The organism is Ruminococcus sp. RTP21198st1_G1_RTP21198_201120 (assembly GCF_040924265.1).
GTDB lineage: Bacteria > Bacillota > Clostridia > Oscillospirales > Ruminococcaceae > Hominimerdicola > Hominimerdicola aceti.
In genome coordinates, this window is sequence record NZ_JBCOMH010000020.1 from 20,044 (window position 1) to 43,946 (window position 23,903).

Annotated in this window: 34 protein-coding genes and 2 pseudogenes; 1 reads left to right on the forward strand and 35 read right to left on the reverse strand. The window is 37.1% G+C overall.

Annotation, left to right across the window (positions count from 1 at the left end; translation table 11 throughout):
* Nucleotides 1–93 precede the first annotated feature (93 nt).
* The 33 genes and pseudogenes from AB5627_RS12260 to AB5627_RS12420 all read right to left on the reverse strand — a co-directional run bounded on the left by AB5627_RS12260 (nucleotide 94) and on the right by AB5627_RS12420 (nucleotide 20,022).
* A complete protein-coding gene (locus AB5627_RS12260; RefSeq protein ID WP_118158312.1) occupies nucleotides 94–432 on the reverse strand; it encodes an HNH/ENDO VII family nuclease in 339 nt (112 codons plus the stop codon).
* Nucleotides 433–513: 81 nt separating this feature from the next.
* Nucleotides 514–735, reverse strand: a complete 222-nt coding sequence (locus AB5627_RS12265; RefSeq protein ID WP_368369870.1) for a polymorphic toxin-type HINT domain-containing protein — start codon at nucleotides 733–735, stop codon at nucleotides 514–516.
* The gene (locus tag AB5627_RS12270; protein ID WP_265290887.1) at nucleotides 695–1,321 is read right to left on the reverse strand and encodes a hypothetical protein; all 627 of its coding nucleotides are present in this window, start codon (nucleotides 1,319–1,321) and stop codon (nucleotides 695–697) included. The genes AB5627_RS12265 and AB5627_RS12270 overlap by 41 nt, the downstream gene beginning before the upstream one ends.
* Entirely contained in the window at nucleotides 1,318–1,710 is a 393-nt protein-coding gene (locus AB5627_RS12275) for a hypothetical protein (RefSeq protein WP_117893138.1), read from the reverse strand. Before AB5627_RS12275 ends, AB5627_RS12270 begins: the two co-directional genes overlap by 4 nt.
* A 25-nt stretch (nucleotides 1,711–1,735) precedes the next feature.
* Nucleotides 1,736–2,257, reverse strand: a complete 522-nt coding sequence (locus AB5627_RS12280; protein WP_256322183.1) for a T6SS immunity protein Tdi1 domain-containing protein — start codon at nucleotides 2,255–2,257, stop codon at nucleotides 1,736–1,738.
* A gap of 39 nt (nucleotides 2,258–2,296) precedes the next feature.
* Nucleotides 2,297–2,716 (reverse strand): hypothetical protein, encoded by a 420-nt coding sequence (locus AB5627_RS12285; RefSeq protein ID WP_117940518.1) that lies wholly within the window; start codon nucleotides 2,714–2,716, stop codon nucleotides 2,297–2,299.
* 11 nt (nucleotides 2,717–2,727) lie between these two features.
* Nucleotides 2,728–2,979 carry a DNA/RNA non-specific endonuclease gene (locus tag AB5627_RS12290; RefSeq protein ID WP_265290886.1) on the reverse strand — a complete coding sequence of 84 codons (252 nt, stop codon included), beginning with the start codon at nucleotides 2,977–2,979 and terminating at the stop codon, nucleotides 2,728–2,730.
* A gap of 311 nt (nucleotides 2,980–3,290) precedes the next feature.
* Nucleotides 3,291–3,551 (reverse strand): hypothetical protein, encoded by a 261-nt coding sequence (locus AB5627_RS12295; protein ID WP_265290885.1) that lies wholly within the window; start codon nucleotides 3,549–3,551, stop codon nucleotides 3,291–3,293.
* Nucleotides 3,552–3,656: 105 nt separating this feature from the next.
* Nucleotides 3,657–4,040: an Imm1 family immunity protein gene (locus AB5627_RS12300; RefSeq protein WP_267302041.1), complete on the reverse strand. Its 384-nt coding sequence runs from the start codon at nucleotides 4,038–4,040 to the stop codon at nucleotides 3,657–3,659.
* 328 nt (nucleotides 4,041–4,368) lie between these two features.
* Nucleotides 4,369–4,629 (reverse strand): hypothetical protein, encoded by a 261-nt coding sequence (locus tag AB5627_RS12305; protein WP_265290883.1) that lies wholly within the window; start codon nucleotides 4,627–4,629, stop codon nucleotides 4,369–4,371.
* Nucleotides 4,630–4,663: 34 nt separating this feature from the next.
* Nucleotides 4,664–5,176 (reverse strand): CbrC family protein, encoded by a 513-nt coding sequence (locus AB5627_RS12310; protein ID WP_022286657.1) that lies wholly within the window; start codon nucleotides 5,174–5,176, stop codon nucleotides 4,664–4,666.
* 296 nt (nucleotides 5,177–5,472) lie between these two features.
* Nucleotides 5,473–6,024 carry a suppressor of fused domain protein gene (locus AB5627_RS12315; protein ID WP_265290882.1) on the reverse strand — a complete coding sequence of 184 codons (552 nt, stop codon included), beginning with the start codon at nucleotides 6,022–6,024 and terminating at the stop codon, nucleotides 5,473–5,475.
* A gap of 91 nt (nucleotides 6,025–6,115) precedes the next feature.
* Nucleotides 6,116–6,463, reverse strand: coding sequence for an HINT domain-containing protein (locus AB5627_RS12320; RefSeq protein WP_265290881.1), 348 nt, complete (start codon nucleotides 6,461–6,463; stop codon nucleotides 6,116–6,118).
* 345 nt (nucleotides 6,464–6,808) lie between these two features.
* Entirely contained in the window at nucleotides 6,809–7,342 is a 534-nt protein-coding gene (locus AB5627_RS12325) for a T6SS immunity protein Tdi1 domain-containing protein (RefSeq protein ID WP_265290880.1), read from the reverse strand.
* Between the two features lie 20 nt (nucleotides 7,343–7,362).
* Entirely contained in the window at nucleotides 7,363–7,827 is a 465-nt protein-coding gene (locus AB5627_RS12330; RefSeq protein ID WP_265290879.1) for an SMI1/KNR4 family protein, read from the reverse strand.
* Nucleotides 7,828–7,839: 12 nt separating this feature from the next.
* Nucleotides 7,840–8,340 carry an HNH endonuclease gene (locus AB5627_RS12335; protein ID WP_265290878.1) on the reverse strand — a complete coding sequence of 167 codons (501 nt, stop codon included), beginning with the start codon at nucleotides 8,338–8,340 and terminating at the stop codon, nucleotides 7,840–7,842.
* Nucleotides 8,285–8,548 carry an accessory gene regulator B family protein gene (locus AB5627_RS12340; RefSeq protein WP_368369871.1) on the reverse strand — a complete coding sequence of 88 codons (264 nt, stop codon included), beginning with the start codon at nucleotides 8,546–8,548 and terminating at the stop codon, nucleotides 8,285–8,287. Before AB5627_RS12340 ends, AB5627_RS12335 begins: the two co-directional genes overlap by 56 nt.
* Nucleotides 8,548–8,703, reverse strand: coding sequence for a cyclic lactone autoinducer peptide (locus AB5627_RS12345; protein ID WP_337400593.1), 156 nt, complete (start codon nucleotides 8,701–8,703; stop codon nucleotides 8,548–8,550). The genes AB5627_RS12340 and AB5627_RS12345 overlap by 1 nt, the downstream gene beginning before the upstream one ends.
* Nucleotides 8,704–8,825: 122 nt before the next feature.
* Nucleotides 8,826–10,070 carry a sensor histidine kinase gene (locus AB5627_RS12350; protein WP_022287932.1) on the reverse strand — a complete coding sequence of 415 codons (1,245 nt, stop codon included), beginning with the start codon at nucleotides 10,068–10,070 and terminating at the stop codon, nucleotides 8,826–8,828.
* A gap of 1 nt (nucleotide 10,071) precedes the next feature.
* Nucleotides 10,072–10,797, reverse strand: a complete 726-nt coding sequence (locus AB5627_RS12355) for a LytTR family DNA-binding domain-containing protein (RefSeq protein WP_022287933.1) — start codon at nucleotides 10,795–10,797, stop codon at nucleotides 10,072–10,074.
* A gap of 224 nt (nucleotides 10,798–11,021) precedes the next feature.
* Nucleotides 11,022–11,177 (reverse strand): annotated as a pseudogene (locus AB5627_RS12360) (tyrosine-type recombinase/integrase); the annotation flags it as partial.
* 589 nt (nucleotides 11,178–11,766) lie between these two features.
* Nucleotides 11,767–12,144, reverse strand: a complete 378-nt coding sequence (locus AB5627_RS12365) for a hypothetical protein (protein WP_117905761.1) — start codon at nucleotides 12,142–12,144, stop codon at nucleotides 11,767–11,769.
* 16 nt (nucleotides 12,145–12,160) lie between these two features.
* Nucleotides 12,161–12,430: a hypothetical protein gene (locus tag AB5627_RS12370; RefSeq protein WP_177443210.1), complete on the reverse strand. Its 270-nt coding sequence runs from the start codon at nucleotides 12,428–12,430 to the stop codon at nucleotides 12,161–12,163.
* 13 nt (nucleotides 12,431–12,443) lie between these two features.
* Nucleotides 12,444–12,947, reverse strand: coding sequence for a gamma-glutamylcyclotransferase family protein (locus AB5627_RS12375; RefSeq protein ID WP_265290876.1), 504 nt, complete (start codon nucleotides 12,945–12,947; stop codon nucleotides 12,444–12,446).
* A 13-nt stretch (nucleotides 12,948–12,960) separates the two neighbouring features.
* Entirely contained in the window at nucleotides 12,961–14,064 is a 1,104-nt protein-coding gene (locus AB5627_RS12380) for an amidoligase family protein (protein ID WP_022287576.1), read from the reverse strand.
* Nucleotides 14,065–14,123: 59 nt separating this feature from the next.
* Nucleotides 14,124–15,740 (reverse strand): recombinase family protein, encoded by a 1,617-nt coding sequence (locus AB5627_RS12385; RefSeq protein WP_265290875.1) that lies wholly within the window; start codon nucleotides 15,738–15,740, stop codon nucleotides 14,124–14,126.
* Nucleotides 15,676–16,617 (reverse strand): recombinase family protein, encoded by a 942-nt coding sequence (locus tag AB5627_RS12390; protein WP_265290874.1) that lies wholly within the window; start codon nucleotides 16,615–16,617, stop codon nucleotides 15,676–15,678. Before AB5627_RS12390 ends, AB5627_RS12385 begins: the two co-directional genes overlap by 65 nt.
* A gap of 103 nt (nucleotides 16,618–16,720) precedes the next feature.
* Entirely contained in the window at nucleotides 16,721–18,262 is a 1,542-nt protein-coding gene (locus tag AB5627_RS12395; RefSeq protein WP_265290873.1) for a recombinase family protein, read from the reverse strand.
* Between the two features lie 72 nt (nucleotides 18,263–18,334).
* Complete coding sequence (locus AB5627_RS12400; protein ID WP_022288207.1) at nucleotides 18,335–18,448, reverse strand: DUF3789 domain-containing protein; 114 nt, start codon at nucleotides 18,446–18,448, stop codon at nucleotides 18,335–18,337.
* 12 nt (nucleotides 18,449–18,460) lie between these two features.
* A complete protein-coding gene (locus tag AB5627_RS12405; RefSeq protein ID WP_022126950.1) occupies nucleotides 18,461–18,619 on the reverse strand; it encodes a hypothetical protein in 159 nt (52 codons plus the stop codon).
* The gene (locus AB5627_RS12410) at nucleotides 18,612–18,956 is read right to left on the reverse strand and encodes a type II toxin-antitoxin system PemK/MazF family toxin (protein ID WP_117878252.1); all 345 of its coding nucleotides are present in this window, start codon (nucleotides 18,954–18,956) and stop codon (nucleotides 18,612–18,614) included. Before AB5627_RS12410 ends, AB5627_RS12405 begins: the two co-directional genes overlap by 8 nt.
* Nucleotides 18,946–19,161, reverse strand: a complete 216-nt coding sequence (locus AB5627_RS12415; protein ID WP_117893374.1) for a hypothetical protein — start codon at nucleotides 19,159–19,161, stop codon at nucleotides 18,946–18,948. The genes AB5627_RS12410 and AB5627_RS12415 overlap by 11 nt, the downstream gene beginning before the upstream one ends.
* Before the next feature lie 432 nt (nucleotides 19,162–19,593).
* Nucleotides 19,594–20,022, reverse strand: a complete 429-nt coding sequence (locus AB5627_RS12420) for a sigma-70 family RNA polymerase sigma factor (protein WP_022287983.1) — start codon at nucleotides 20,020–20,022, stop codon at nucleotides 19,594–19,596.
* Between the two features lie 940 nt (nucleotides 20,023–20,962).
* Between AB5627_RS12420 and AB5627_RS12425 the strand changes: the two are divergent.
* Nucleotides 20,963–22,126: pseudogene (locus AB5627_RS12425) on the forward strand (IS110 family transposase).
* A gap of 107 nt (nucleotides 22,127–22,233) precedes the next feature.
* On the opposite strand, the gene lexA reads toward AB5627_RS12425, so the two are convergent.
* Together lexA and AB5627_RS12435 are read right to left on the reverse strand one after the other, a co-directional pair.
* Nucleotides 22,234–22,839, reverse strand: coding sequence for a transcriptional repressor LexA (gene lexA, locus AB5627_RS12430; protein WP_177443186.1), 606 nt, complete (start codon nucleotides 22,837–22,839; stop codon nucleotides 22,234–22,236).
* Nucleotides 22,840–22,939: 100 nt separating this feature from the next.
* The gene (locus AB5627_RS12435; RefSeq protein ID WP_117905800.1) at nucleotides 22,940–23,896 is read right to left on the reverse strand and encodes a YafY family protein; all 957 of its coding nucleotides are present in this window, start codon (nucleotides 23,894–23,896) and stop codon (nucleotides 22,940–22,942) included.
* Nucleotides 23,897–23,903: the final 7 nt, after the last annotated feature.

A 23,903-nucleotide genomic window follows, 5' to 3' on the forward strand; every position in this document is an offset into this window, starting at 1 on the left:
AAATTTATGTTGTTATATACATACTTTCAATACCAACTAATGCAATAATAGTTATTTAACTACCAATTCAAGCTTATGACAAATAATCTAAAATCATGGTCCTAAATATTGATCTGTCATATCTTCACAAGAATGACTTCTATTTGAACTTGGAAGTTCTGGGCGATAGTGGGACGAATCATTGTGTTCATCTAAAAACTGTTTTCTGTCTATACCACGTTCCTGTGCACTTGCTCGATGTTTTCTAAACTCATAACCAGGTTTATGCCCCATATTCCAAGGCTCATTGGGGTTAATTGGTTTTCCTGTTTTAGGATCACGAACAATTTCATCAGGAGAATTCGCCTTTGCTTCTTCCCATGTTTTATCCCTAACGCCTTTACGATAACCTGACGGACGTTTATATGCATCCCCTGCATTATGTACAAGTATGCGAAAACCACCAACAAGATAAGTATGAAAATCTTCAACTTGAAAATTGTATACAACAGTAGTTTTTTTGTCAACTCAATATTACTTTTTTTCAATTGACAAATGACTGCCATGTGTATCGAGAAGCTTATCACTAAGTGTCAATTCCCCTGCGTTGACAAAGCCACGATCATTCACATAAAGCGGGTGGGTTTCAGTTGTAATAATTTCTTCGCTGTTGATCACCAAATGAATAAGCTTATTATCTTCTCTTATGTATGTTTCAAGGACTGTTTTTTGTAATAATACTTTCATCCTTTTCATTTAAAAGCTCAATTATATCATCTCCGTCAATGACTACTATATAGTCATACGGCAACATAAGCGCCTTTAAGACGGAGGGACGTATATTTAATAATTGATAAGCATAAATTGATTCGTATTCCGTAGTATCAACGTTGGAGAATTTACCATCTTTATTTTGAAATATCTCATTCACACACCAACCTGAGCCACCTAAATCTCTAAATCTTTGTAAACAAATTTTGGGTTTAACTATAGAACCTTTAGCAACAGCAATTTTATCATCAAATCTAATTGTTTCACCATTAATATGATATTTTTGTAACATATCCAACTGTTCCATTTGAATCCAAAAAGCAAGTGTTAAATCCTCAGTAACTTTTAAGAATGGTGTTGACTCATAATCAGGTGTAACTATACAATAACCACTGATTGCCTTTTGCAAAATATATAAGGAAAAACCAATTTGAATTTTAAATCCGTCTTTTAATCTACCAACAGGAATATCAGATATTGCTCTCCATAATGCTTGTGATTGAAAGTAAAGCATATCATCAACTTTAATTGTATACTTTATTCCGTTAATCTCTTTGGTATAAGTATTCATTTCTTTCCTAACCTTTCACTTATTGCTTTTGCAATAGCTGCACGAGCAGCTTCATCTTTTTGATTTAAAAACTGTTGTGCTTCTTCAGAGATTGCTTCTAACTTTGAATGTCCCGACCAAGCACTGATAGATTTAGCACCTTTAGATGCATTTGTTCGTTTTCCAAGTCCCATAAAGTTTTCTTCTAAATTTGCAATTGCTTTCTGGTCTTCAAAACTCAACTGATCAAGTCCTGACTGTTCAGTTATTTCTTTTAGAGGCATAATATGATCAGCTTCCAGCGTATCAACTTCGTATCCATATATCGGGTCAGTTTTTTTGCCATATACTGAATTAACAGCTTTTTTCGCTTTGGCATCTGGTGAAACTTTTTCTTGGTTGCTTGGCAATTTTACACCTCCGTAAGTATATTGGTTAAAGATTCATTAATGGCATCATTATTTCCCAATATACTTCCATATCGCATATATCAAGGTTATCCAGTTCGTCTTTACCACCTAAAAACAGAGGCACTTTATAACTGACACAATCCTTATAGGCCAGAGGTTTGTAGTCATTTGCTTTATACCAATATTCAAACAAGTCCGACACAAGACACTCAATAGGATTTTGGGAAATGAGTTCATCATGGAATTTTATTATATCGGCATCGGTATCATAAACATCACCTGTACCAGGTTCAAAAAGTATCACCATATTCGTTTTCTTTTCCAAAGCAAATATACGACCCATCCAATCATAACTTAAAACTGAAAAAGTATCTTTATATTTAGGGAAACAGTCACCAACAATATCATTCCACTCATCAATATCATTTTTTTCAAAGAATCTGTACATTCCGTTTAAATAACTTTTACCAGAGACAGCATTGATAAAGTCTTTAATTGAACGGCAACTCTTGTTTTCACCAACAAATTTAAAAAAATTTTTAAACATTCCCTTTTATCGCCTCATCACATTCTGAACATCGATTGATTATTTGCCATATTTCTCTTTAATTTCTTCATACCAACTCATCAATTCCGACACAGGTGATATTCCACTCTTGGTATAGTTATCATAACGGTAGGATGCATCGAATTTATGAGTAGCAACATCAAACTCCAACTTATATTCATTAGGACCTTTACATTGATACATATCGCACAATTCAACCAGTTTGTCAATATCTTTTATTCCGATCGATAAAAACTCGTCAGAGGCCTCATCATCGGCAAAATTCCCAGCAGGTATAACATTCTGTCCTTTAACAAAAATAGCGTTGAACATTTTCTGCGATGTGTCTTGATAAATATAGATATATATTTTATCAACACTTCCGTTGGTGTATTCCATACATAGCGAAACAAATTCTGACTGTAAATCAGTGAATGCGTCTTCAAAACCTTTGATCATAATTTTCTCCTTTATTGTGTAAAGTGTCTTATAATTTTTAAATCATCAATTTTATAACTTACATCAAAAACAGATGGTCGTGATGAACCATTTTCGTATGTAAGCTTAATGTCTACATCAGTAACTTTTTTACCACTCTTTAATGCCTTCGACCACTCTCTTTCCATACTTCGATAATTATCTGTATTTTTTACTGCCCTATTTAAATCACTTCTCTGCGAAACGACGTTATCTAAGTCTGGAGAACCTCCATCTTCATTCATACATGAAGTACAGTTTTTATTATGCTCCCAAACCGCACGATCACCAACAAAGTAAATATGATGATCCTCAGCTTTGAAGTTATAAACCTTAAATAGTCAACGCAGCATATTGCTTAATTTGTCATGTATGAAAATTTTCCTGTGTTTAATCATAGTAATGTTGTTTGTAAAAAATAGCGTTCTCCACTTGTCCATCAGGGCAGAACAGCCTCATACCAAGCTTTACACTTGAATAACCGTCCTCATCTTGAATCATATCATCTGTTATCTTTGCAAATTCCATTAAGGTCTTTTCAAGATCAGTGCTTAATTCAATTTTTTTTGTTATCATAAATCAATATAATCAATTCATCAGTATATATAGGAAAAATCTCAACTGCTTCAAAAACTTCGTTTTTATCACTAAGAAGATAAAAAAAGTTATAATCATCTATAAATCCATCAGAAGACGGATAACCATAATTATTTGTTGAAATTGGCTCTCCTAACATTTTGGTTAATTCATTTCGTGTCATTCCAAAGACACATTTTCCTACCGAAATGTACGGTTCAACTTTAATCTCTATACTCATTTTGTCTTGCCCTCCTTTAACATATCAAAAGCATCTTGGATTTTGCCTGCTTTAATTAATTTTCTTTGTTTCGTACGATATTCTCTACCTAAAAATTATAAACCTTTAATTTTCAGCCCACTCAATATTATCCGGCATTTCACATTTATAAAAAAACTTTTTGGCTGCCTCGAAAGCTTTATTTACTGAGATAATTGAATCTCTGCTGATTTCAATTTCTTCCTCAGGTGTATTAGTATAAAAAATACAATATTCATTGGTCTGACCGGTTTGGCGACCAACTGACTGAAAACCGAGTGACTCCTCGTCTGGAAAATAGGTGAGATTCGCCATTTCTTTGTTTACCAATATCACTAAGCAAGGATTATCTTGAGTATCATTAGTGATCCAAAACTCGTTGACATCATCGCCATACCTTTTTTGTAATATTTCCGAAAATTCAGAAATATTATTTGCATATTCAGTTCCACCAAAATGTTTTATTTTCATTTGATTGCCTTATTTTCTCCTTATTTGATTTTCTTAACAGTGCCATTCCCAATATTTCCTTATAATTTTCATTAGGTTCTGTTAAAGTCCAAACACTTTTGCATTTTGTGCCTTATAAGAAAATTTTTATGTCCATACTCACATACTTATTAATGGAATGCTTTTTACAAAGTTTCTTTATTTTTATTAGTTCGGCAATATTTTTTTAGATAATAAAAATCAGAAATATTATCAAAACCATTAACTTCAGCAAGCAAGTCACAAACACATGAGATTTTTTTCTAACAATGCCTCTCTGTCCATTTCTTCCTCTACCTGCTCCGCAGTTTCAGCATATGAGCCTAGCAAGGTCCGTTATCCGGTCGTGCTCGTAAATAACAGTCGCTATCCCGCTCTTATTCAGCTCCGAATCAATAGACAGTATCACCTTGATACCCTGCTCATCAACATAATCACACTCATATAAATAATTACCCTCCAACACTATCTTCTTGATTTCAGACAGTGACATATCCCTATATTTTCTTACGATTTTTGCTATAGCTGCATTAAAATCATTTTTTGCAGCCTTTATTCCTATAAGTCCCATAATCTTCTCCTTTTTAATCTACAAAATGATATCATCAATAATCTTGACATAAAACCACTTTGTTTCCACATTTTGAACATTTAAAAACAAATGCAGCAGTTTCATATCCTAAATCCGCCCAAAGTGCTTCGTAACTTTCAACATTATTCTTTAGTTCATCAATCAAAAGTTCTTTTAGTAAAGACAATCCATCACCGTTTGTAGAATTTTTGATAAAATCTTCCCTTTCCCACTCACCTATATATGTCATATAATCATCACAGCAAACAGGCCAATCGTTATTTTGAATCCAAGGTACAGGTGGACAAAAACTCAATTCAGTTACTTTTTCATTTTGTTTTTTTACAACTCTGTCTGCTATATAGCTAGGAATATCTACACTTACTTTTCGTTTATCAAAGCAATTGAGACATATAGATACAAGATTGTCATCTCTGTCAAAAAAAGATCCTTCAAGACAATGTTCAGAACTTCCACAAAACTGACATGGTGTTTCTGTGAAGTATCCATTCTTTAAGACATCACTAAAATACTTATAATTATTCATTTATTTCCACCTTCCCGAATCCCACTCATTTTTCCAATAATTTTTCTTTTGCTGACGCCATTGAGCACGATTAATTTTACTTCCTTCATTATAGTGAGGGTGTTTTTTTATAATTACCACCCAGTCGATGATCAGTTTGATTTTTTTCATAAAATGGTCATTGGGATTTTGATTATCATGATGTATTTCAATTTATAACTAGGTGAATTAGTTTGGAATCTTCTCTTATGTAGGTTTCAAGAACTGTTTTCGGAGAAGTTTCCATTGTTTCAGGGTCTGTTGAAATGACGTTAACCTTATACTACACTGTCACGAAATGGATCAATATAGTTAAATTCAGTTTCTTCAAATATATTTTCTAATGCTTCTAAGCCATTTTCTTTTTTATATCGTAATTCTTCCTCAGTTATTGGTATAAGCCATAAAAACCTAATGTTCATAGATTTAGTTTCTAACCACTCAAGTTCTGGTCCATCTAAGTAAGGCAATGAAATTAAACCATGGTCACATTTAGAGTTTTCGTACCAAGCACAGCCAAAATTAACCGTGTGTCCTAAACCAAGCATATTTCCGCTAGCATAATAATGTGCTATAGCTACAAGCAAATTAATTAAAAAGTTATTCTCGGTTGAAGCTAGTATAAATAATTCTAATCCTTGCTCTTTGTCTTTCCCTGACATCCCGCAAGTTGCATATATCCATGAATTTCTTTTTTCATTGGGTTTAAATTTCAGCACTTTAAAAAATGGCAACAAATTATGAATAGGTTCTTTATCATTAAAAATATACTCTGTGCACTCACCCCAATTTATTAGATAATGTTCTTCAATCTTTTTTATCAAGTCCATACTTTTTCTTCATCTCCTTCGAATAATGTGACATTCGTCCACCTTGCGAATTCTGTTCTAACCTAGTTGCTGGCTTCATCCGACTACGATCTTATGCACTTGCCCTTCGTTCACTGGCGGTCATTTGATAACCTGGCTTTTCACCTGTACTAGGGTCTCCTTCATAATATCGTTTAACCAATGGGGGATCATGATCTGGAGAACCACCCACAACCTGCCGGTCTTTCTTCGTTGGAGTATTGCCATAATGTTTTCTTCTATTATATGGTTCAGTAGGCTTAGCATAATCATCGCCAGCATTATGCACCAACACACCAAAACCACTAACGTGATATGTATGTAAATCTTCTACCTGAAAATTATACACTGTAGTTGGTTCGTCTGTCAACTCAACATCAAAATTTTCAACCAAAAGAATGTTTTTGTTTGAGTCAAGCAATTCATCACCGACTGCAAGTTCTCCTGCGTTGACAAAGCCTTGATTTTTTTACATAAAACGGGTGGGTTTCAGTCGTTATGATCTCTTCGCCGTTGATCACCAAATGAATAAGCTTAGAATCTTCTCATATATAGATTCAAAACGCAAGTTAGAAAATAGATAAGTGTATACTCTTTTTCCCGTTAAAGTTGTGTCTTCAATCCTAAAGTAATTACCATCTGTATCATATACTAATTGTTTTCCCGTTTTAGGATTATTATATATCTCCTTGCCGCTAAAAGCTGTGAAACTTTTTCTTGGTTTGTTGGCATTTTATTACCTCCATATTGTTAAAGTAAAATAGTTTTAAATGCCGTCTGTCAGTTCAGCTATAAGTGCAATATGCTCACGCATTTTGACTTTTTTAAGGTTTTTTACAGACTCTTTTCCGCCAAGTGCAAGCAGCGGAACATATCCAAAGCACTCATCATACTCCAGTTCACCATATTTCTTAACTGCTGCGTTATACTTTTTGATAGTGAAATAATCGTCATCAAGGACGCCCTCTTCAACTTCCTCAAAAAAGTCCTCAAATCCAGTTGATATTATATCACTATCTTGATATCTATACTTGAGTATCCCGATATACTTGTTATCTTCCCATGTAATGATATCACCAAATGCTGTCGCAAATATCGGGATAGTAACTTCACCGTCAAAATATGACTGCTGCACAAGTTCGATATACTCGTTCGGGTCTATCGCTTTTAAGTAACCATTGTAGAATGTTCCCAAACCAAACTCTCTCCAAAAATCAAACAATTCTTCAGGCAATCTGCCCTTACACTGTTCGATTCGTGACACATCAATATCTCTGAATTTAACGTAATCTTTTAACATATAACTACCTCCATTTTTTATCAGTCCTCCGCAGGTTTTAACATACCCAAGAACGCAGTAAATGAGTCTGCCACCTTTGACAGCACCCAACCTGAGTCCTCGCTCTCTTCGCTTTCAGCGTCTGCAAAATATATCGTACCATAATTATCGCCTTTGCCCAAACACAGCAATATCTGATTATCAAAAGAATCACAGGCTATCGGCAGATATTCGTCGGGGATAAGTTCCTCGTCCACCAAATTCTCGTATGACTCCATTATCTCGTTGTCATCATAGAAATAGTGTATATCACTGCCCTGCTCAAACTCATCCTCGTCGGAAGTTCCGTTCTCAATAAAATCGAACTCCACTTCATCCTCAGGCATTCCGCCGTTTGTTTTCAGCAAAAAGTCCTTATAGTCCTTTGGAAAGCTTAAATTCAGTTCACCCTCCATTTCCTTGATATCCTTGCTGCTTAGCTTTTCGCCAACTTCGACCAGTTTCATAATTATCCTCCTTTAAATTATTCCGTGTCTTATTTTAGTTGCTCCGCCCATATGATTAAATCCGCCACACCTTGGTGAATGGATTTTGGAAGGAACCATTAACACACTTTTTCCATCTTCCAAATGGTGCCAAGTATAATCCTTTGGTAATTTTATACCAGTTTCATTACGAATGATTTTAACATCTTTTCTAAAAACACCAGTTAATTTTGCTTTCATTTTTATCGGATTAGGGTGCTCTGGATGAGCAAATTTCTCGAACCTAGGATATAAATTTCCGTCTTTATTTTTTGTATACTTTACGGTTACATTTTTATTATCTATTTTTTTTGTTATTGAAACACTACCATCCCTGTGATTGACTCTTTTTACAAAATTTTTTGATCTTTTAGTCGGCAAATTACATTCATTATGAAACCAAATTCTATTCATACCAACATAGTAAGTATGAAAATCCTCAAATGGAAATAAAATAGCACCTCCTCGGGGTGCTAGCGTGGTATCCTCCGGCATAGCTTCTCAGTGGTATATAAAAAACAAAGAAAGCTATGCTTTCAAACACATTGCTCGCAATAACGCCGATAACTATAGTGCTGATAAGGTTAAGTAAAACCGTTATCCCCATATTAAATCCGTATTCATACAAATCGAAATCGCTTTCGGATATAATACCTTTTTCACATAGACGTTGCGTTATTTTGCAGGCAGTTTTCTTAAACATTAGAACTTACGCAGTTTCTTATAATCAGCAGGCAGTTCAGGCTGGTGAGTGATGAAAAGGCATGTAGAATTCACGTTTGATACAGTAACCAAAAGTGCCAACGCAGCAAACACCTTACCCATTCTTGTGCTGAGTTTCATTAAATTTCTTTTCATATGATTTTATTCCTTTCATAACAAGTTATGACTTGATTATACATAATATAAGAATACAAAACCGTAAATGTCAAAAAGAACGTCTTTTTTGTAAAAAAAATAGAGGTAACTTATTGTTACCTCTATTTTTCATACATTATCACTGATGTTTCAAACCAGTTATCAGATACATTAGTTTTTAAAAGTCCTCCATATTTTTCCGCGATATTTTGAACACTCTTTAACCCTATTCCATGATTTATCTCATCATTTTTTCTTGTCCTTTTATCCTTGTGTATAATTCCGTCAAATGAATTTCCTACTAATATTTTAATGTAACCCTGCTTATAAACAATATCGATAGTTATCTTCTTTTCATCGTTCTCTCCTAGGAGGCTTAACGCTTCAAGTGCATTATCTATCAGATTACAAATAACAATATTTAAATCAAATGAACTAATAAGAATTTGCTCAGGAAGAACAACATGATAACTTTTTTCAACGCTGTTGTTCTCTAACGGTGCCAATTTGTAATTCAGAACACTGTCGATCGTTTCATTTCCTGAGTCAATAATAACATTATTACTATAAATATAATCATTGGTTTCAGCAAGGTAATCTTTAAGCTGATCGTATTTCTCAGCACTAAGCAAACTTTGCATATTGATAATATGATTTTTCATATCATGCTTTAAAAATCTTATCTTCATCTGAGATTCCTGCATTAAATGCAACTGATTAAGATATGCCTTGTTTTGCTGCTCAATAACGTCAGTTTCATATTGCTGGGAAAACATATTTACCAAATTATCATAAAGGTAAAGAATAACTATGTTCATCAATAATATGATAACGCTTAAAATCAACGATATGACATTGAGATCTTTTGCGACAAAGTAACCAACCATTATACTGCCAAGCGGAACAAATATCACAGTAATATAATACATTATTGGTAATTTTACAATTTGATCGCTGTATTTAAAATAGCTCTTAGCTATGATATTTACAAGTGTTAGAAACACAATATTTGATACAAATCCCTCATCAAAAAAAACAGAGTTTATATTGAGTAAAGACTGTATAGCAACAACCGCTGTATCTACTACAATGGAAAAAACACATAACACAAATGCTGACAACAAAGACTTAAATAACGATACTTTATAGTACAAAAATATAAGAATAAATGGTATAATGTTTGACAGAATCGTAATCAATCGATTGTCAAAGGCCAAATACGCACAGCTATTTATAATGTAATAAAGTGTAAACAGGACAATATCTGATTTTGCCGACTCTTTTTTCTTTTGTAAAAACACATTGGAAAACTGATAAGTGGCATATATGTGAAACACATTTGAAAACAAATAAAATAAAGTAGTCATATCATTCTTTCAACAGCTGTTCACTGACCTCCATTTTCTTATTAGGGCTTATCGGCAATTCCACTCGGTCTATGCCAATAAGGACGACTGAATGTGAAGTGAATCTTTCAATATAATTCTTATTTACTAAATACGATTTATGAATACTGATAAAATCACTTAAACTTTCATTGTCAAGCAGATTAGATAATTTTCCGTAAAAGGTGTATTGATTCGTAATAGTATGTATCACTATTGTTCTGCCCTGACTCTCAAAATAACAAATATTAGATACTATGATACTGTTTTTGACTTTATGTGCAGTATATTCAAACACCTTTTTTCTCTTAGCCTGATCCAAATAATAAGTTTCAAAAAATTCAACTATTCTTTCATAGGTAATTGGCTTTTTTATATAATCATAGGGCCTTATTTTAATGGAGTCAATAGCATACTCGCCATAAGATGTCACATAAACAATAGCAGTGTTGTCATTGGCATACAGTCCACGCAATCTTTTTCCAAGCTCAATACCATTCATTTGTTTTTCCTCATTATTTTTAAATTCAATATCGAGCAATATAACATCAAACGAGTTCCCCTTGAGATACTCGTCCATTAATTCCTCACAAGTATCAAATTCTGCATGATCAATTTCTCTGTCACATTGCATTGAATAATCTAACAAATACTTTGATAAACTTTCCTGCATATGTTTATCATCATCACAAATTGCAACTCTGATCATACGATCACCGCCTTTATTCGCCATTATACCAAACATTTATCAGAAAATCAATACATATTTTATCAATTTTCTGGTATAATAGTTTACAAAACAAAATATAATTTTTTCGCAAAATCTGCACCTACAGGCAAAAAGGCAAAAAATCAACGTAAAATCATGCATTATTTACTACCAATAAGATGTTTCTGACGGCTAAAAACTTTTAAGCTACAAAATTGAGTTTTTCAACATATTTCTTTTTTTGTATCAAGCGATGAGTGAACATAGCGGTTAAGTGTAATATTAACATTAGAATGACCTAGCAACTCGCTGACAGTTTTAGCATCAAAGCCATTCTCAATACAAACAGTAGCGTATGTGTGACGCAGTAAATGAAAATTAACGTTTTGAAAATGAACTTTAACCGTTCTTCTTTCCAGACTTCCGACGGTTCGCGGTGAAAAAAGCAGATGCTTTCTCCAGAAATTCATTAAGCTCTTCAAGCTCACGGTTTTTTCTTTTCAAACTCTTTGATCCGCTTGTTTGCTGCCTGAAGCTGCTGTGCGATAGTAAGTGACTCTCCTGGTGTACGTGAGCCTGCACCTGTGTCTATTTCCCCAATCCGCGCCTTTTTGCACCCACGTCACCAGCGTCCCTTTGGGGATGCGCAGCTCATCTGCTGCCTTGGTGCCAATCTCCTTTGCGAGCTTTATTGCCTGCTTTCGTTAAATTGTGTTGACAAATCCCATTAAACAAGGACTTTCGGATAAAGAAAACGGACACCAATCAAGATACGCATTGTATCAAAATTGGTGTCCTGTTATGTCTTGCTGAGACCAAATGGATGCATACTTCAAAAGTATTATTTTAAGCTCTTTGCCATATCAGTTTCATATATATATTGGTCTCTTTTCAAGTTCATTTTATCACATAGAGAAATTATGAAAAATAAATATGTAAAAGGCTGTACTCAGTTGTACAGCCAACATCTTAAAAGTCATCATATAAAGCTGACACAAAATTCAATAATATATCAACCGTTTGTTCCAACAGATAATCATATAATTCTTCAGTGGTTGAAATAAGAAAAAACTCGATTACACCGTCAGCCCGTGGAATTCCAAAGAAAAGTTCTCCGTTCTCATCACGCTTGTAAAGAAAATCACGAATAATGCTGTAACGGTCGAGCATAACGACCTCCAACATTTTTATTAAATCCTGCTGATAATCACAGCCTGCAAGCAATTCTGATTTTGAATTTTCATCAAAAAAGATGCCCGATATCGGACATCTGCACATCGCCTTGCTTTCTTCAATTACCTCGCTGATAGTGTCTATCATTGTAACAAAAGTATTTTTAGAAATCATAAATTATTCCTCCCGATCAATATTCATTGAACTCATTTATCATTCTACGGTATTCTTTTTCTTCGCTGTCAATATAGTCTTTTGCGAACTGTTCAGCCTCAGATAAGCTGTTTTCAAAAATCTCAAAATCTACCGCCGCCGAAAAAACATCAATTTCAAGCTTTTCGGCCTCATCTGCAAAAACTTCTATAGTAAAGCCGTTACAGCAAATATCATTTCCGTCCTTATCCTCCCGATGCAAATCAGTATCGGGGGTTATTTTCACATAAAATCCTTTGTATCTCATTACGCTGAACCTCCTAAAATTTCATCTGCATATCGTCGTCAAGATCGTAATCTTCATCAAAATCCTCATCGAATTCATCATTCACGTAATACTCAAGCTGCTGAGAATTTTCAAGAGCAGTTTGAAGATATTTCTCGTCCAAACCGTTTTCTCTGTATCCCTGCAAAATCGTGTTGTAATACTGCTGACTCGGTGGAGAAATTGTCCCACGATTCATCAGATATGCCATACCTTCGTAGGTTTTTCCGTCCATTTCAAAGGTCATTTTTTCCTGCCTGTAGAAACTGGGGTAGCCTTCGTATTTGTTAAGAGTAGGCAAATCCCTTTCGTCAAGCTCCCATATCAGAACGGGAACTCTTGCACCCTTATTCGGAACGATTGTTGCAACGCCCCTGAACTCTAATTCATAATCCTTGATTTCTGATGTTCCTACAACCTTTGAATGTGGACATCTGTATGCCATTTGCTCCAAATTTATATTGCTTCCATATGCAATATATAACTGTTTATTTTTCATTCTCTACCTCCGATCACATTGACATTTCCATGCCCATTTCTTCATCTTCTTCAAAGTTCTCACATTCGCTCTCTGTCGGCTCTGAATTTTCATCGGATACATTTTCGTTTAACTCCTGAACCTCGCTTACAGGCTCGACACGCTGCCCACGGGCGGCTTGCCGTTCAGCTTCACGTTTTTCTTTCAGCTTTGCTCTTGCGGCTATTCCGTCCTCCGGGTGCCGCCATGCAATATCGCCATCCAAATGTTTTAGCAAATGCGTTCTGCAATTCTTGAACTCATCTCCGATAAGTCCAAGATTCAAAAGCCATACACGAAAGCTGTACCGCATATTATCGCTTTGCGAAACGTGCGGAGAACAGTATTTCTTAGTCATTGCCGCATTGCTTATGGCAAGCGCAAGAACTATCTGACTTCTTACCTCTCCTGCATGAAGACTTCCGTTGTATGCCCTTATCTCGTAATGACCATGCTGAAAGAATGAGTGCAGATTGCAGATAACATATCGGCTATTTGAGTAATGCTGAAACTGTTCGCTCATTCTGCCGTGATACCAAAGCCCCTTTATTTCTTCCATATCTTTAGGCTTTTTTCGGTTAATTTCCTCGATGAACTGCTTATCCATCTTGTGACAGTAGGATTCACGAGCAGAAGAAACCTGCAAAGCGTCCCACAGAAAGTCCTCCTTACTTGCAAAAATATTTACAAGATTGCGTATCTGCTGCGGAGTGTAATCGTCTGCCGAAATGTGTATATGCGTGCCTGCACAATATCTCGGACCTGTTACTCCGCCCGCTTTTCTAAGAGCTCGTACAACCTCCTGCAAAAGCGGAATATCCCCATATTCAAGAACAGGAGAATTCATTTCCACACTGTAGGATTTGGAAGCTCGGTCGCCGTTTGCATTGTAACAGTTGATACTTCCGTCGTACACAATAGACCAATCCCTGCTTTTAATATCTTTAACCGTATATTTATCATAAGTGCCACCCTCATGGACAACCTCTCCTCCCAGAACACCTGAAAGCGCTTTTGCCGCCTGACAGCGAGTTAAGCCTGTCATTTCTATCTCAATGCCAAAATTTCTTGTCTTTATCCCATCAAAATTGCCTGCCAAATAACCGCCTCCCAACAAAAACAGCCTGCAGATTTCTCCGCAAGCCGTAAATTTAATCGTTATTCAATTTCCGTTCTAACTTCGTATCCGCCCTTGAAAATCACCAATATTTCGGTCTTACTCAGTACTTTTATGCACTCGATTAATTTGCGTATCAGCACATTATCAAAGGTTTCCAACTCAAACTTTTCATGCTCTATCATATCCATAATTTCATCAAGTTTCGCCTGTGTTCCTTCTGAAGTTTTGTTCTGCAATTTCAGATTTTCAAGACGTTCGCTCAACTGCTGTTCTTCCGCATAAAGCTTTTCAAATTCACTGTCAAGCTTGTCCTCGTCGCAGCCGCCGGAGGCTATCAAATTGACTAAATCATTTCTTGCTTGGTCGATTTCCCTAAGTCTTTTTCCTGCAGCTAAAATTTCCTCCTGACCTTGACATTCAAGCACCGAACCAATATTCGCTTTTAAAATCCTTGCAATATCATTTCGGCAGGAATAGTAATTGTTTATCGCCCGAATTATCGCCTTATGGAGCTGTTCTTCCTTGATCGTAGGTGAATCGGGGCAGTACTTTTTACCGTGTTCCAGACGGCTTATGCACCGCCAGACCACCTGCTTTTTGCCGTTTCTTGACCACACCCTGCGTCTGTATGGAGTTCCGCAGTGACCGCATATCAGCAGCTCGGATAAAGCATATTTTCCGCTGTATTTGCCTTGCTCAGTTTTGGTTTTATCGCTGATTTTACGCTTGGAAGTTCGCCTTGCAAGCTCCTGCTGTACTCGGTTGAACGTGTCACGGTCAACTATCGGCGTATGATGGTCTGTCACAAGATACATAGGACGTTCACCGTTATTTTTCACCACTTTGTGAGTTATGCAGTCCACCGTAAAACTTTTTTGCAGAAGTGCGTCGCCGACATATTTTTCATTTTTCAGAATACGCTGAACCTCGCCTTTACTCCAAATATTTTTGCCTGTAGCCGTCCTTCTGCCCTGAGCCATAAGCGTATCTGCGATATTTAAAAGCGTGTATCCGTCAAGGTACATATTAAAAATCAGCTTAACTGTTTCCGCTTCTTCAGGAACTATTTCAGGCTTGCCGTCTGCACCTTTTTTGTAACCGAGAAGATATTTATACTGAAACTGTACCTTGCCCTCACGGTAAGCTTTTTCTTTTCCCCAGCTTACATTTTTGCTTATTGACTCCGATTCTGCCTGAGCAAAACTTCCGTACAGAGCTATCATAAATTCAGAAGTCATTGTCATCGTATTGATGTTCTCTTTCTCGAAAATCACTCCGATCCCGAGGTCTTTCAACTGTCGCACATATTCCAAACAATCCACAGTATTTCTGGCAAATCTTGATATCGACTTGGTAATTACAAGGTCGATTTTCTTGTTTCTGCACATACGGATCATGCGATTAAATTCGGTACGTTTTTTTGTCTGCGTTCCGCTTATGCCCTCGTCAGCAAATATTCCTGCCAGCGTCCATTCCTTTTTTCGATTAATTAAATCAGTGTAATACGCAATCTGAACCTGATACGAATTCTGCTGTTCCTCCTGCTCGGTAGAAACTCGGCAGTATGCGGCAACTCTCAACTGGTGGTATTTACTGCGATTTTCCGCAGTCTGCACTTTCGCAGGAATTATCGTTACATTTGTTGCTGTGGTCATTTTCAAGCTTCCTTTCCGTTATATTTTTGATGTGTATGCCGTTGATAAATTCAACCTCTATGGTGCAAAAATGGCTTATCCAAATTCGTGAAACACACGCTTTGAATAAGCCTATATCGAGCGTATTTAATTGTTCGTGATTTTCAAGCAGAGCCTTGATTTCCGCTGTTTTCTGCGGACTGTCATTGTAAGTACAGCAATCATATTTCATCTCGGCAAGCTTGAAAATCTCAGATTTCACTCGGTCAAAGTCCATTTGTATAGAATCGGACATCTGATTGATTTCATTTTGTTTTCTAATCACATCTACAGTAGGGGAATACACGCTTATTTCGCCGCCGTACTCTAATAGGCTTGAATTTGCAATAGCTGTGTTCAGAACGGTCAATACCGCTCCTATTATCATTTGGTCGGTCAGTCGATATTCATATTTAAAGCAATCGGGATTTCCGCAGTTCCAATATTCACGTCCCTTGCCGTTGGTTTTTCTGAAAAGCTTTTCTCCGCATTCAAGGCAGTATGTAACCTTTCTGATTTCCTGTAAATCATCGCATACCAGATTAAGCGTATTAGCCTTTCTTATCCGCTTTTCATTTGCCTGATTGAAAATATCCTCATCAATTATCTGTGGATATTTGTCAGTTCCGAGATGTTTCTCATTTTCGATTATCCGCTTGACCATGTTCTTGTTCCAATGGTCAGAATCCTCGGTATATCGAATGTTCTCGGACTCCATAAGCTTTGCAATTTGAAGTAAACTGCTGCCATTCAGATATTCTCTGAAAATCTCTGCAACTGCATAAACTTCTTTTGGTTCGGTCGTTATTTCGCCGTTTTTCATGCAGTAGCCGAACGGTATTACTCTGTTTTTGGGCATCTAATTTCACCTCCATGTACAACAATACTACAAAATTCTGCGGAAATCCAGTACCAAAACCAACAAAGAAAAGCTCTGCAATTTTACTGCAAGGCATTTTCTGTTATATGTTTTCTTTGAATTTCAATCCGCCGATCAAGTGAAACTCCAGCTCATACTGATCTATAACAACAATTTTCTCAACGATATTCTCAAACGCCGATTCATCAAAATCAATCATGATATTTTCTCGCTTTTCAAAAAAATCAATCAGCATTTCTATCTGTTCAAGCATTTCGTCCTCGTCGTCGGAGCGTGTAAGCTTTTTCAGTTCCGTCTGAAGCTTGTTGATTTTCGCCGTCAATTCAGTGGTTTGTTCAAGGTATTTTGCCTCGTCCAGAAATCCTTTCGTTTTCAATCTCGCAAGAACGTGAGCCTGTTCTCGAAGTTTGGCTATTTCCTTGTGTATGTCCATTACCTGAGTTTTTCCGCTGAATTTTTTCAGCTTTAAATCCTGTAAAGCTGCTTGACAGGGGAGAAGTATCTGTTTATAGTTGTACCACAGCTTATTGCATAACATTATAAATGCCGATATGGCATTCGCCTCTAAAATCTGCTTATTTGAACATTTATCAGACTCTGCATCATGCAGTCGGCACACCCAATAATTTTTATTTTTTCTGCATTTAAACTTAAATGTTGAACCGCACTCTCCGCAGTAAATCTTCTTTGCAAATATATGATCTTGCTTCAATCCTTTAAACGATTTCTTATGCTCCGCTAAAATATTCTGAACCTTATCAAAATCATCTCTTGAAATTATGGGCTTGTGCCTGTCGGAATAATAGTATTGATCTCGTTCGCCTTTATTTACTACCTGTCGAAACGGAAGTGTATCTGTAGTATACTTTTTCTGGAACAGCTGATCACCTATATACTTTTCATTTCTAAGCATAACCCCAACCGTACTTGCTGTCCAATGACTTGTTCTGCCGAACCTTTCTATTTTGAGAGCATTCAGCATTTGGGCTATAGCCGCCAAACCATATCCATTCAGATACCAATCAAATATCTGCCGTACTATTTCAGCCTCATCAGATTTTAAAATCAAATTTCCGTCAACAAGTTCGTATCCGAAAACTGGAGTACACATTTTTATTGTGCCGTTCTCCATTCTCTTTTTTATACCCCAACGCAAGTTCTGCGAGATCGAAGTTGATTCCTCCTGCGCCAGACCGCCCATAATTGTAATCATCATTTCATCGGTCATATTGGCAGTATCAATGTTTTCTTTCTCAAAATATATTGTGATACCAAGCGATTTAAGCTCTCTGACGTTTTTCAGACAATCCCTTGTGTTTCGGGCAAAACGGCTTATGGACTTTGTATAAATTCTGTCAATTTTTCCTTTTCGGCAATCCTTCATAAGTCTCTGAAACTCGTCACGCTTGTCCTCACGGGTTCCTGTGATACCCTCGTCAGCATATATGTCGATGAGTTCCTCTGTTTCCGAATTATCGAACACCTGACTATAATACCTCATCTGAGCCATAAATGAGTTAAGCTGATCTTCAGAATCGCTTGATACTCGGCAATATGCGGCGCAACGAATTTTTGTATTTTGTTCTTCTGATATTGTAGGCTGTATCACCGTTACTGTCGGCATTTTCTCACTCTCCTTTCAACCAACAAGAATACCACAAATCTTTTCAGAATGGTATCACCAAACCTGACAAAATTACTTGTCCGAATTTGACATATTTTCATCTGCCTGCTTTGCCGCAGTACAGAGACACATTGTGAATACTCCCGCTGTACCGCCTGCAAGCAATCCAATAATAAATCCTACCATTTCTGAACCTCCTTATGCTGCGTCCCTTGAAGACGGAAACTGACTGTATATATCCTCTGTATTTTTGCTGTTGAAACTCTGTTTTTCGTCTTGTTCAAGAATTTTATCCAGTTTATCGGCAAATACTTTTGCCATAAAATCGCTGTATTCTGCCTGTCCGAATTTAGTCATCAAAATCAACTCCTATACTTATTTTCATCGCTTTTTCTACTTTTTCCATAAGTTCAAAATCAACTGAACCCACGTAACTTTTCAGTCGGTATCTGTCTATCGTTCGTATCTGCTCCGCAAGAACTGTTGAATTTTTTGGCAGTTCTGAACATCTTATCTGAATATGCACAGGCAAATTCTTTTTTCTTACAGACGATATCGGCACAACGATTACTGTAGGACTATGTCTGTTTCCTACGTCATTCTGCACCACCAAAACAGGACGAATGCCGCCTTGCTCCGAGCCGACCACAGGATTCAGGTCTGCATAAAATATATCTCCACGTTTAATCAGCATTTTCATTCACCTTTTTCTTTGGAACTTCAAAGCCTTTTTTGTATCTCACGCAGCTATGAAACGGACAGAACAGTACGTCTGTATTCCTGTCATACCACACACAGCCACAGCATGGATGATATGTAGGCAGAATACATATAGCAGGAGGAATTCTGATACCATAAAATCTTTCTGTATTCATTAGTTTTTCCTTTATATTTTCCATTGTATTTCACCTCTGAAATAGTTTAAATATTATGTAAAAACGGCGATCTGCATTTTACGCAAACCGCCGTAATAATTCGTTTTGCCTTTGCATGATATTTATCCCCGATACCCGTCACGCCCGGAACTCTGCAAGCTGCGGTCAGCGTAACCGCATCATGGGACTCTCACCCGCTCTCTTAGCCCTCACTGGGAAGTATCATTATCCTCACACGTTTCATCGCCGACTTTGGTTGCTGTCCAAAGGTCTGAACGTCATGGTTATCGCTCGCTTTTTGAGGTCGTCGCGCATGGTTCATTTGGCTGCCGAGATTTCATACCGACCGTGTGATTAACGTACTTGCAGAGTTGATATTCGGTTGTCAAGCTACTTCGGATTTTTATTCCGCTTGTATAGGGGAAGAAGCAACGCTTTTTGCAACCATTTTTTTGATTATTTTAAAAGTTTGTAGAGTTTGCACAAAATCCTCTTTCTTTTCTTGCTGACAGCTTGGTGAGTAATACCAAGATATTTTCCGCATTCTTCAATTGTTAAGTTTTTAAAATATATAAGTTCAATTAATTTTCGCTCGTCATCCGATAACAATGCTAAACAACTATGCAGTCTGTCATATTCCGCATGCAGCATAACATTTCGTTCAGTAACATCTTTGTCAGTCACAAATTCGTGAAAGTTCTCAAATGCTCCGTCAATGCCTCCGATAAGGGCTGAGAACTGAATCTCATGTTGATAGAACGACTTGTCATTATCGTCAATATTCCACTGACTTCGATTGTATCCCACTCTGACGTTTTCACTGACTTCAACCTCAACATACTTCTTTGCTATGGTGTCATAGACACGCAATGTATTTTTACTCATTAATATTCCTCCGTTTTGATTTTTGTTTTGAATCAAAACGAAGGCTTACGGATATTTGGATATAATGCACAGCCACTTTGTTGTAAAAATCATATTGTGTCCTTTCTTCTGAGGACACAAAAAACGAGCCTGCATACTTAGTACACAGACTCTGTTTGCCTGAAAAATGGGCGTACTAAAGAAAGGGCACAAAATATGCTGTTTGCATTCTCTGCAAAACGGTCATATTTTGTATTCCCTGCCATAATGCATATCAGGCGTTGAATATTTATTTAATAAAAAAAGCCGTCGACAAGACAGACTCCTTGCGGAATCTATCCTGCCGACGGCCTCTCATGTTAATCGACGTTAGTCGATATGTTTGGATAAACCGATCGGTAATCAAAGTATGCGACCCTGATAAAGGATTTAAACGCGGCGCTGTTTCAGCCCGACCTTACCGTCTACATACCGTATTTTATTTTAACACTCGCTGACATATTCAAACATCTCAATGATATCGTGATGCCAGCCTTTCGACTTTCTCAGCATTGTTATATGACAGCGTTTGCATTCAACTTTTGTTATGTTATTCCTGTTTGGATATCCTGTGGCTAATTCTCCGCAGTTGGGGCAGTACCAACGTTGAAGACGAGCGAACGTATTATTACCTCCCGATTCGTCCGCGTCAATTATTCGTATTTTTTGCATTACTTTCTTGTATGATATAGTAAAGCCTAAATCATACTCTCCTTTCCAAAAATGTGGTATAATAAAACAGATGCTGTGGACTTTTGATTTTTTCTGTAGCTCGACTACTATAAGGAGTGTAAAGCCACAGTTTTATTTACAATGTTTATAGCTGGATAAGTCAAAGAATTTTAATCTCACGCAAGTTTACGGGAATAAAACTAAGTGGCACGAAAACAGTACCAATAATTTTACAAGGTAGGTAAAACTTATGATTTATGTTGGAATTGATATTGCAAAGGAAACTCACGTTGCCGCAGCAGTTGATTCGGACGGCGTTATTGTTATTGAACCCTTTTCTTTTTCAAACAACCACGAAGGCTTTAAGCTCCTTAAATCAAAGCTTGATTCACTCGACAAATCAAATCTTCTCATCGGGCTTGAATCAACTGCACACTATGCAGAAAATGTTATCTTTTTTCTGCACGGCTGCGGATATGAGCTTGCTGTCATCAATCCAGTTCAGACCGCCGCTATGCGTAAAACAGGCATTCGCAAGACTAAAACCGACAAGGTGGATTCTTTGCTTATCTGCAAAACATTGATGGTCAACTCATTCAGACGTTATACTGAAAACGACATCAAAACCTTAAAGCTAAAGTCCCTCTGCCGTTTTCGTCAGAATCTGAAAAAGTCCAAAGCACGACTTAAAATTCAGCTCACTTCTTACGTTGATGTTATCTTTCCGGAGCTTCAGTACTTCTTTAAATCCGGTCTGCACATCAAATCCTGTTATGAGCTTCTTAAGGTGTATTCTTCACCGGACGACATTGCTGCTTTACACTTAACAAAACTAAGTAACATTCTTACCAAAGCTTCCAGAGGTCGCTTCGGTAAGCAGGACGCTGAGTCCCTCAAAAGTCTTGCAAAATCGTCCGTTGGTGTGAAGAACACCTACATATCTATTCAAATAACCCAAACCATTGCTCAGATTGAGTTAATTGAAAGCCAGTTAAATGAGCTTGAAACGGTTATTGAAACAGCTATGGACGAGCTTGATTCGGTTATCATGACCGTTCCGGGTATTGGTAAGCTCAATGGTGCTATGATACTTGGCGAAATCGGTGACATTAAACGCTTTTCTGATTCTTCATAGTTGCTTGCTTATGCAGGACTTGACCCTGTCATCAATCAGTCGGGCAAGTTCAACGCAAAGCGTACAAGAATGTCCAAGCGCGGTTCAAAGATACTCCGCTATGCTCTCATAAATGCAGCGTGGAACGTTTCTTTAAACAACGACACATTCAAGAGTTATTATGATTCTAAAGTAGCTCAGGGCAATTCTCATTATTCTGCTTTGGGACATACCGCTCACAAGCTTGTGAGGGTTATCTTTAAGCTCCTTAATGATAATATTACTTTCGCTCTCGTTTAAATTTTTCGCCTTTATCTTTTTAGGGTGGACATCCTTTTTGCCCCTTTTGAACTTTCTGTTAATCTTCTTCTTTTTCTATTGACTTTTCATAGCTGGTCTCCTTGTAATTATTCTAGATCTTTTATAACCTTGACTGCTACTCCCTGAATGATACAGTTATCCACATAGATATCATCCATTTCGCTGTTTTCGGGGTGCAGACGTATTCTTTGATTTTCCGGTTCGGGGTAAAAGCGTTTGAGCGTAGCTTCATCGTCCATAAGAGCGACTACTATATCGCCTGAATCGGCATAGTTCTGCCGACGGATCAGCACCAGATCTCCGTAATCTATTCCTGCCTCTATCATGGAATCGCCGTTGGCTCGGAGCAGAAAAAAATCACCTCTGCCAAACAGAGAAACCGGCAGTCTTACGTATTCTTCAATATTTTCTTCTGCAAACTTAGGAACTCCGCAGGAGACAGAACCTAGTATGGGAATCTCAACGGTTTCGGCAAGCGTTTGTTTCTGACGTTTTGTCACAATACTTCGATGACCGTCATAGTCCAGCTCACCGTTTGCTTTCATTTTCTGCATATAGCGGCTGACGGTAGCTGTAGATAGCCCTACGCCGTTTGATATTTCCCTTACGCTTGGGGATGAGCCGTTATTTACCGCATAATCGTCTATAAAGGCTATGATCCTTTTAAAATACTCCGCATTCTTGTGCTGCATTTTTATGCGCCTCTTTCTAACTGTAACGTTCGTTTCGGTTATGTATATATTATAACGCCTTTGAATTTTGATGTCAATAGCAAAAAAACGAGGTGCACAATTACTTATGCACCTCAAACACACTTTCTCCCATTTGCACAAATTGGTCAACTGCTTCTTGTGGAAATTGTATACATATTTTTCCCTGATACTGGAACACCCACGCATAGAATGTAGGACTCAGCTCAATTTTTACTTTTACAGTGAAGAATTGTTTATCGGCTTTATTTGTTTCTATATCATCGCCGAACTTATCTATTATTGCTTTCATATGTTTGTTTTTGCATTTCAGAGTCACAGTCATGGGTTCTCCGCTGAACATTTTAAAGGTCTGAGCAATAAAATCTTTCAGCACAAAGTCCTTCGGACAGGGTATTGCAATGCTTTCCGTAAGTGATATATCCGCTATTCTGTCTATTCGGAAAACCGTTATGTCCTTATGCTTTTCACAGTAACCTACAAGATAGTACCTGTCGTCGTTCCACACGGCAGCATAAGGGCTGACCGTATATGTATATCCATTATGTTTTAAAACCTTTTCCCTTTTTTCGTTATATTCATAATACTGAAAACGGATTTTTCTGCACTGCGTAATGGCTGTGTTAATTGTATCGGCAAAATATATGCTTTTATTATCCGCTTTATTTTCGCTCGGCTGCTGAATTATGTTTTTAATCTCGTCCTTTTGATAAACGCTTAGCTGAGAAAACAGCTTGTCTATAAGCTCTGAGGACTTTTCCTCCGAGATGAACTGTGCTGCATTTACAGCGTCGCAGAGCATTTTTATCTCTGCGGATTCCAGTCCTCTGCTGCCGATAAAATACTTATTCTGTGTGCTTTTATCGCAGGTAATATCATAGCCTGCATCTCTTAACTTCCTGATGTCTGCAGGAATCGTATTTCTGTGAGCTGATATGCCTTGTTCTGCAAGCTTTTCAATAAGCTGATTTGTTGTCAGCTTGTGATTTTCGTCTGTTTGTTTGATAAGGATTTGGAGCAATGCCAGAAGCTTATTCATACGTCAC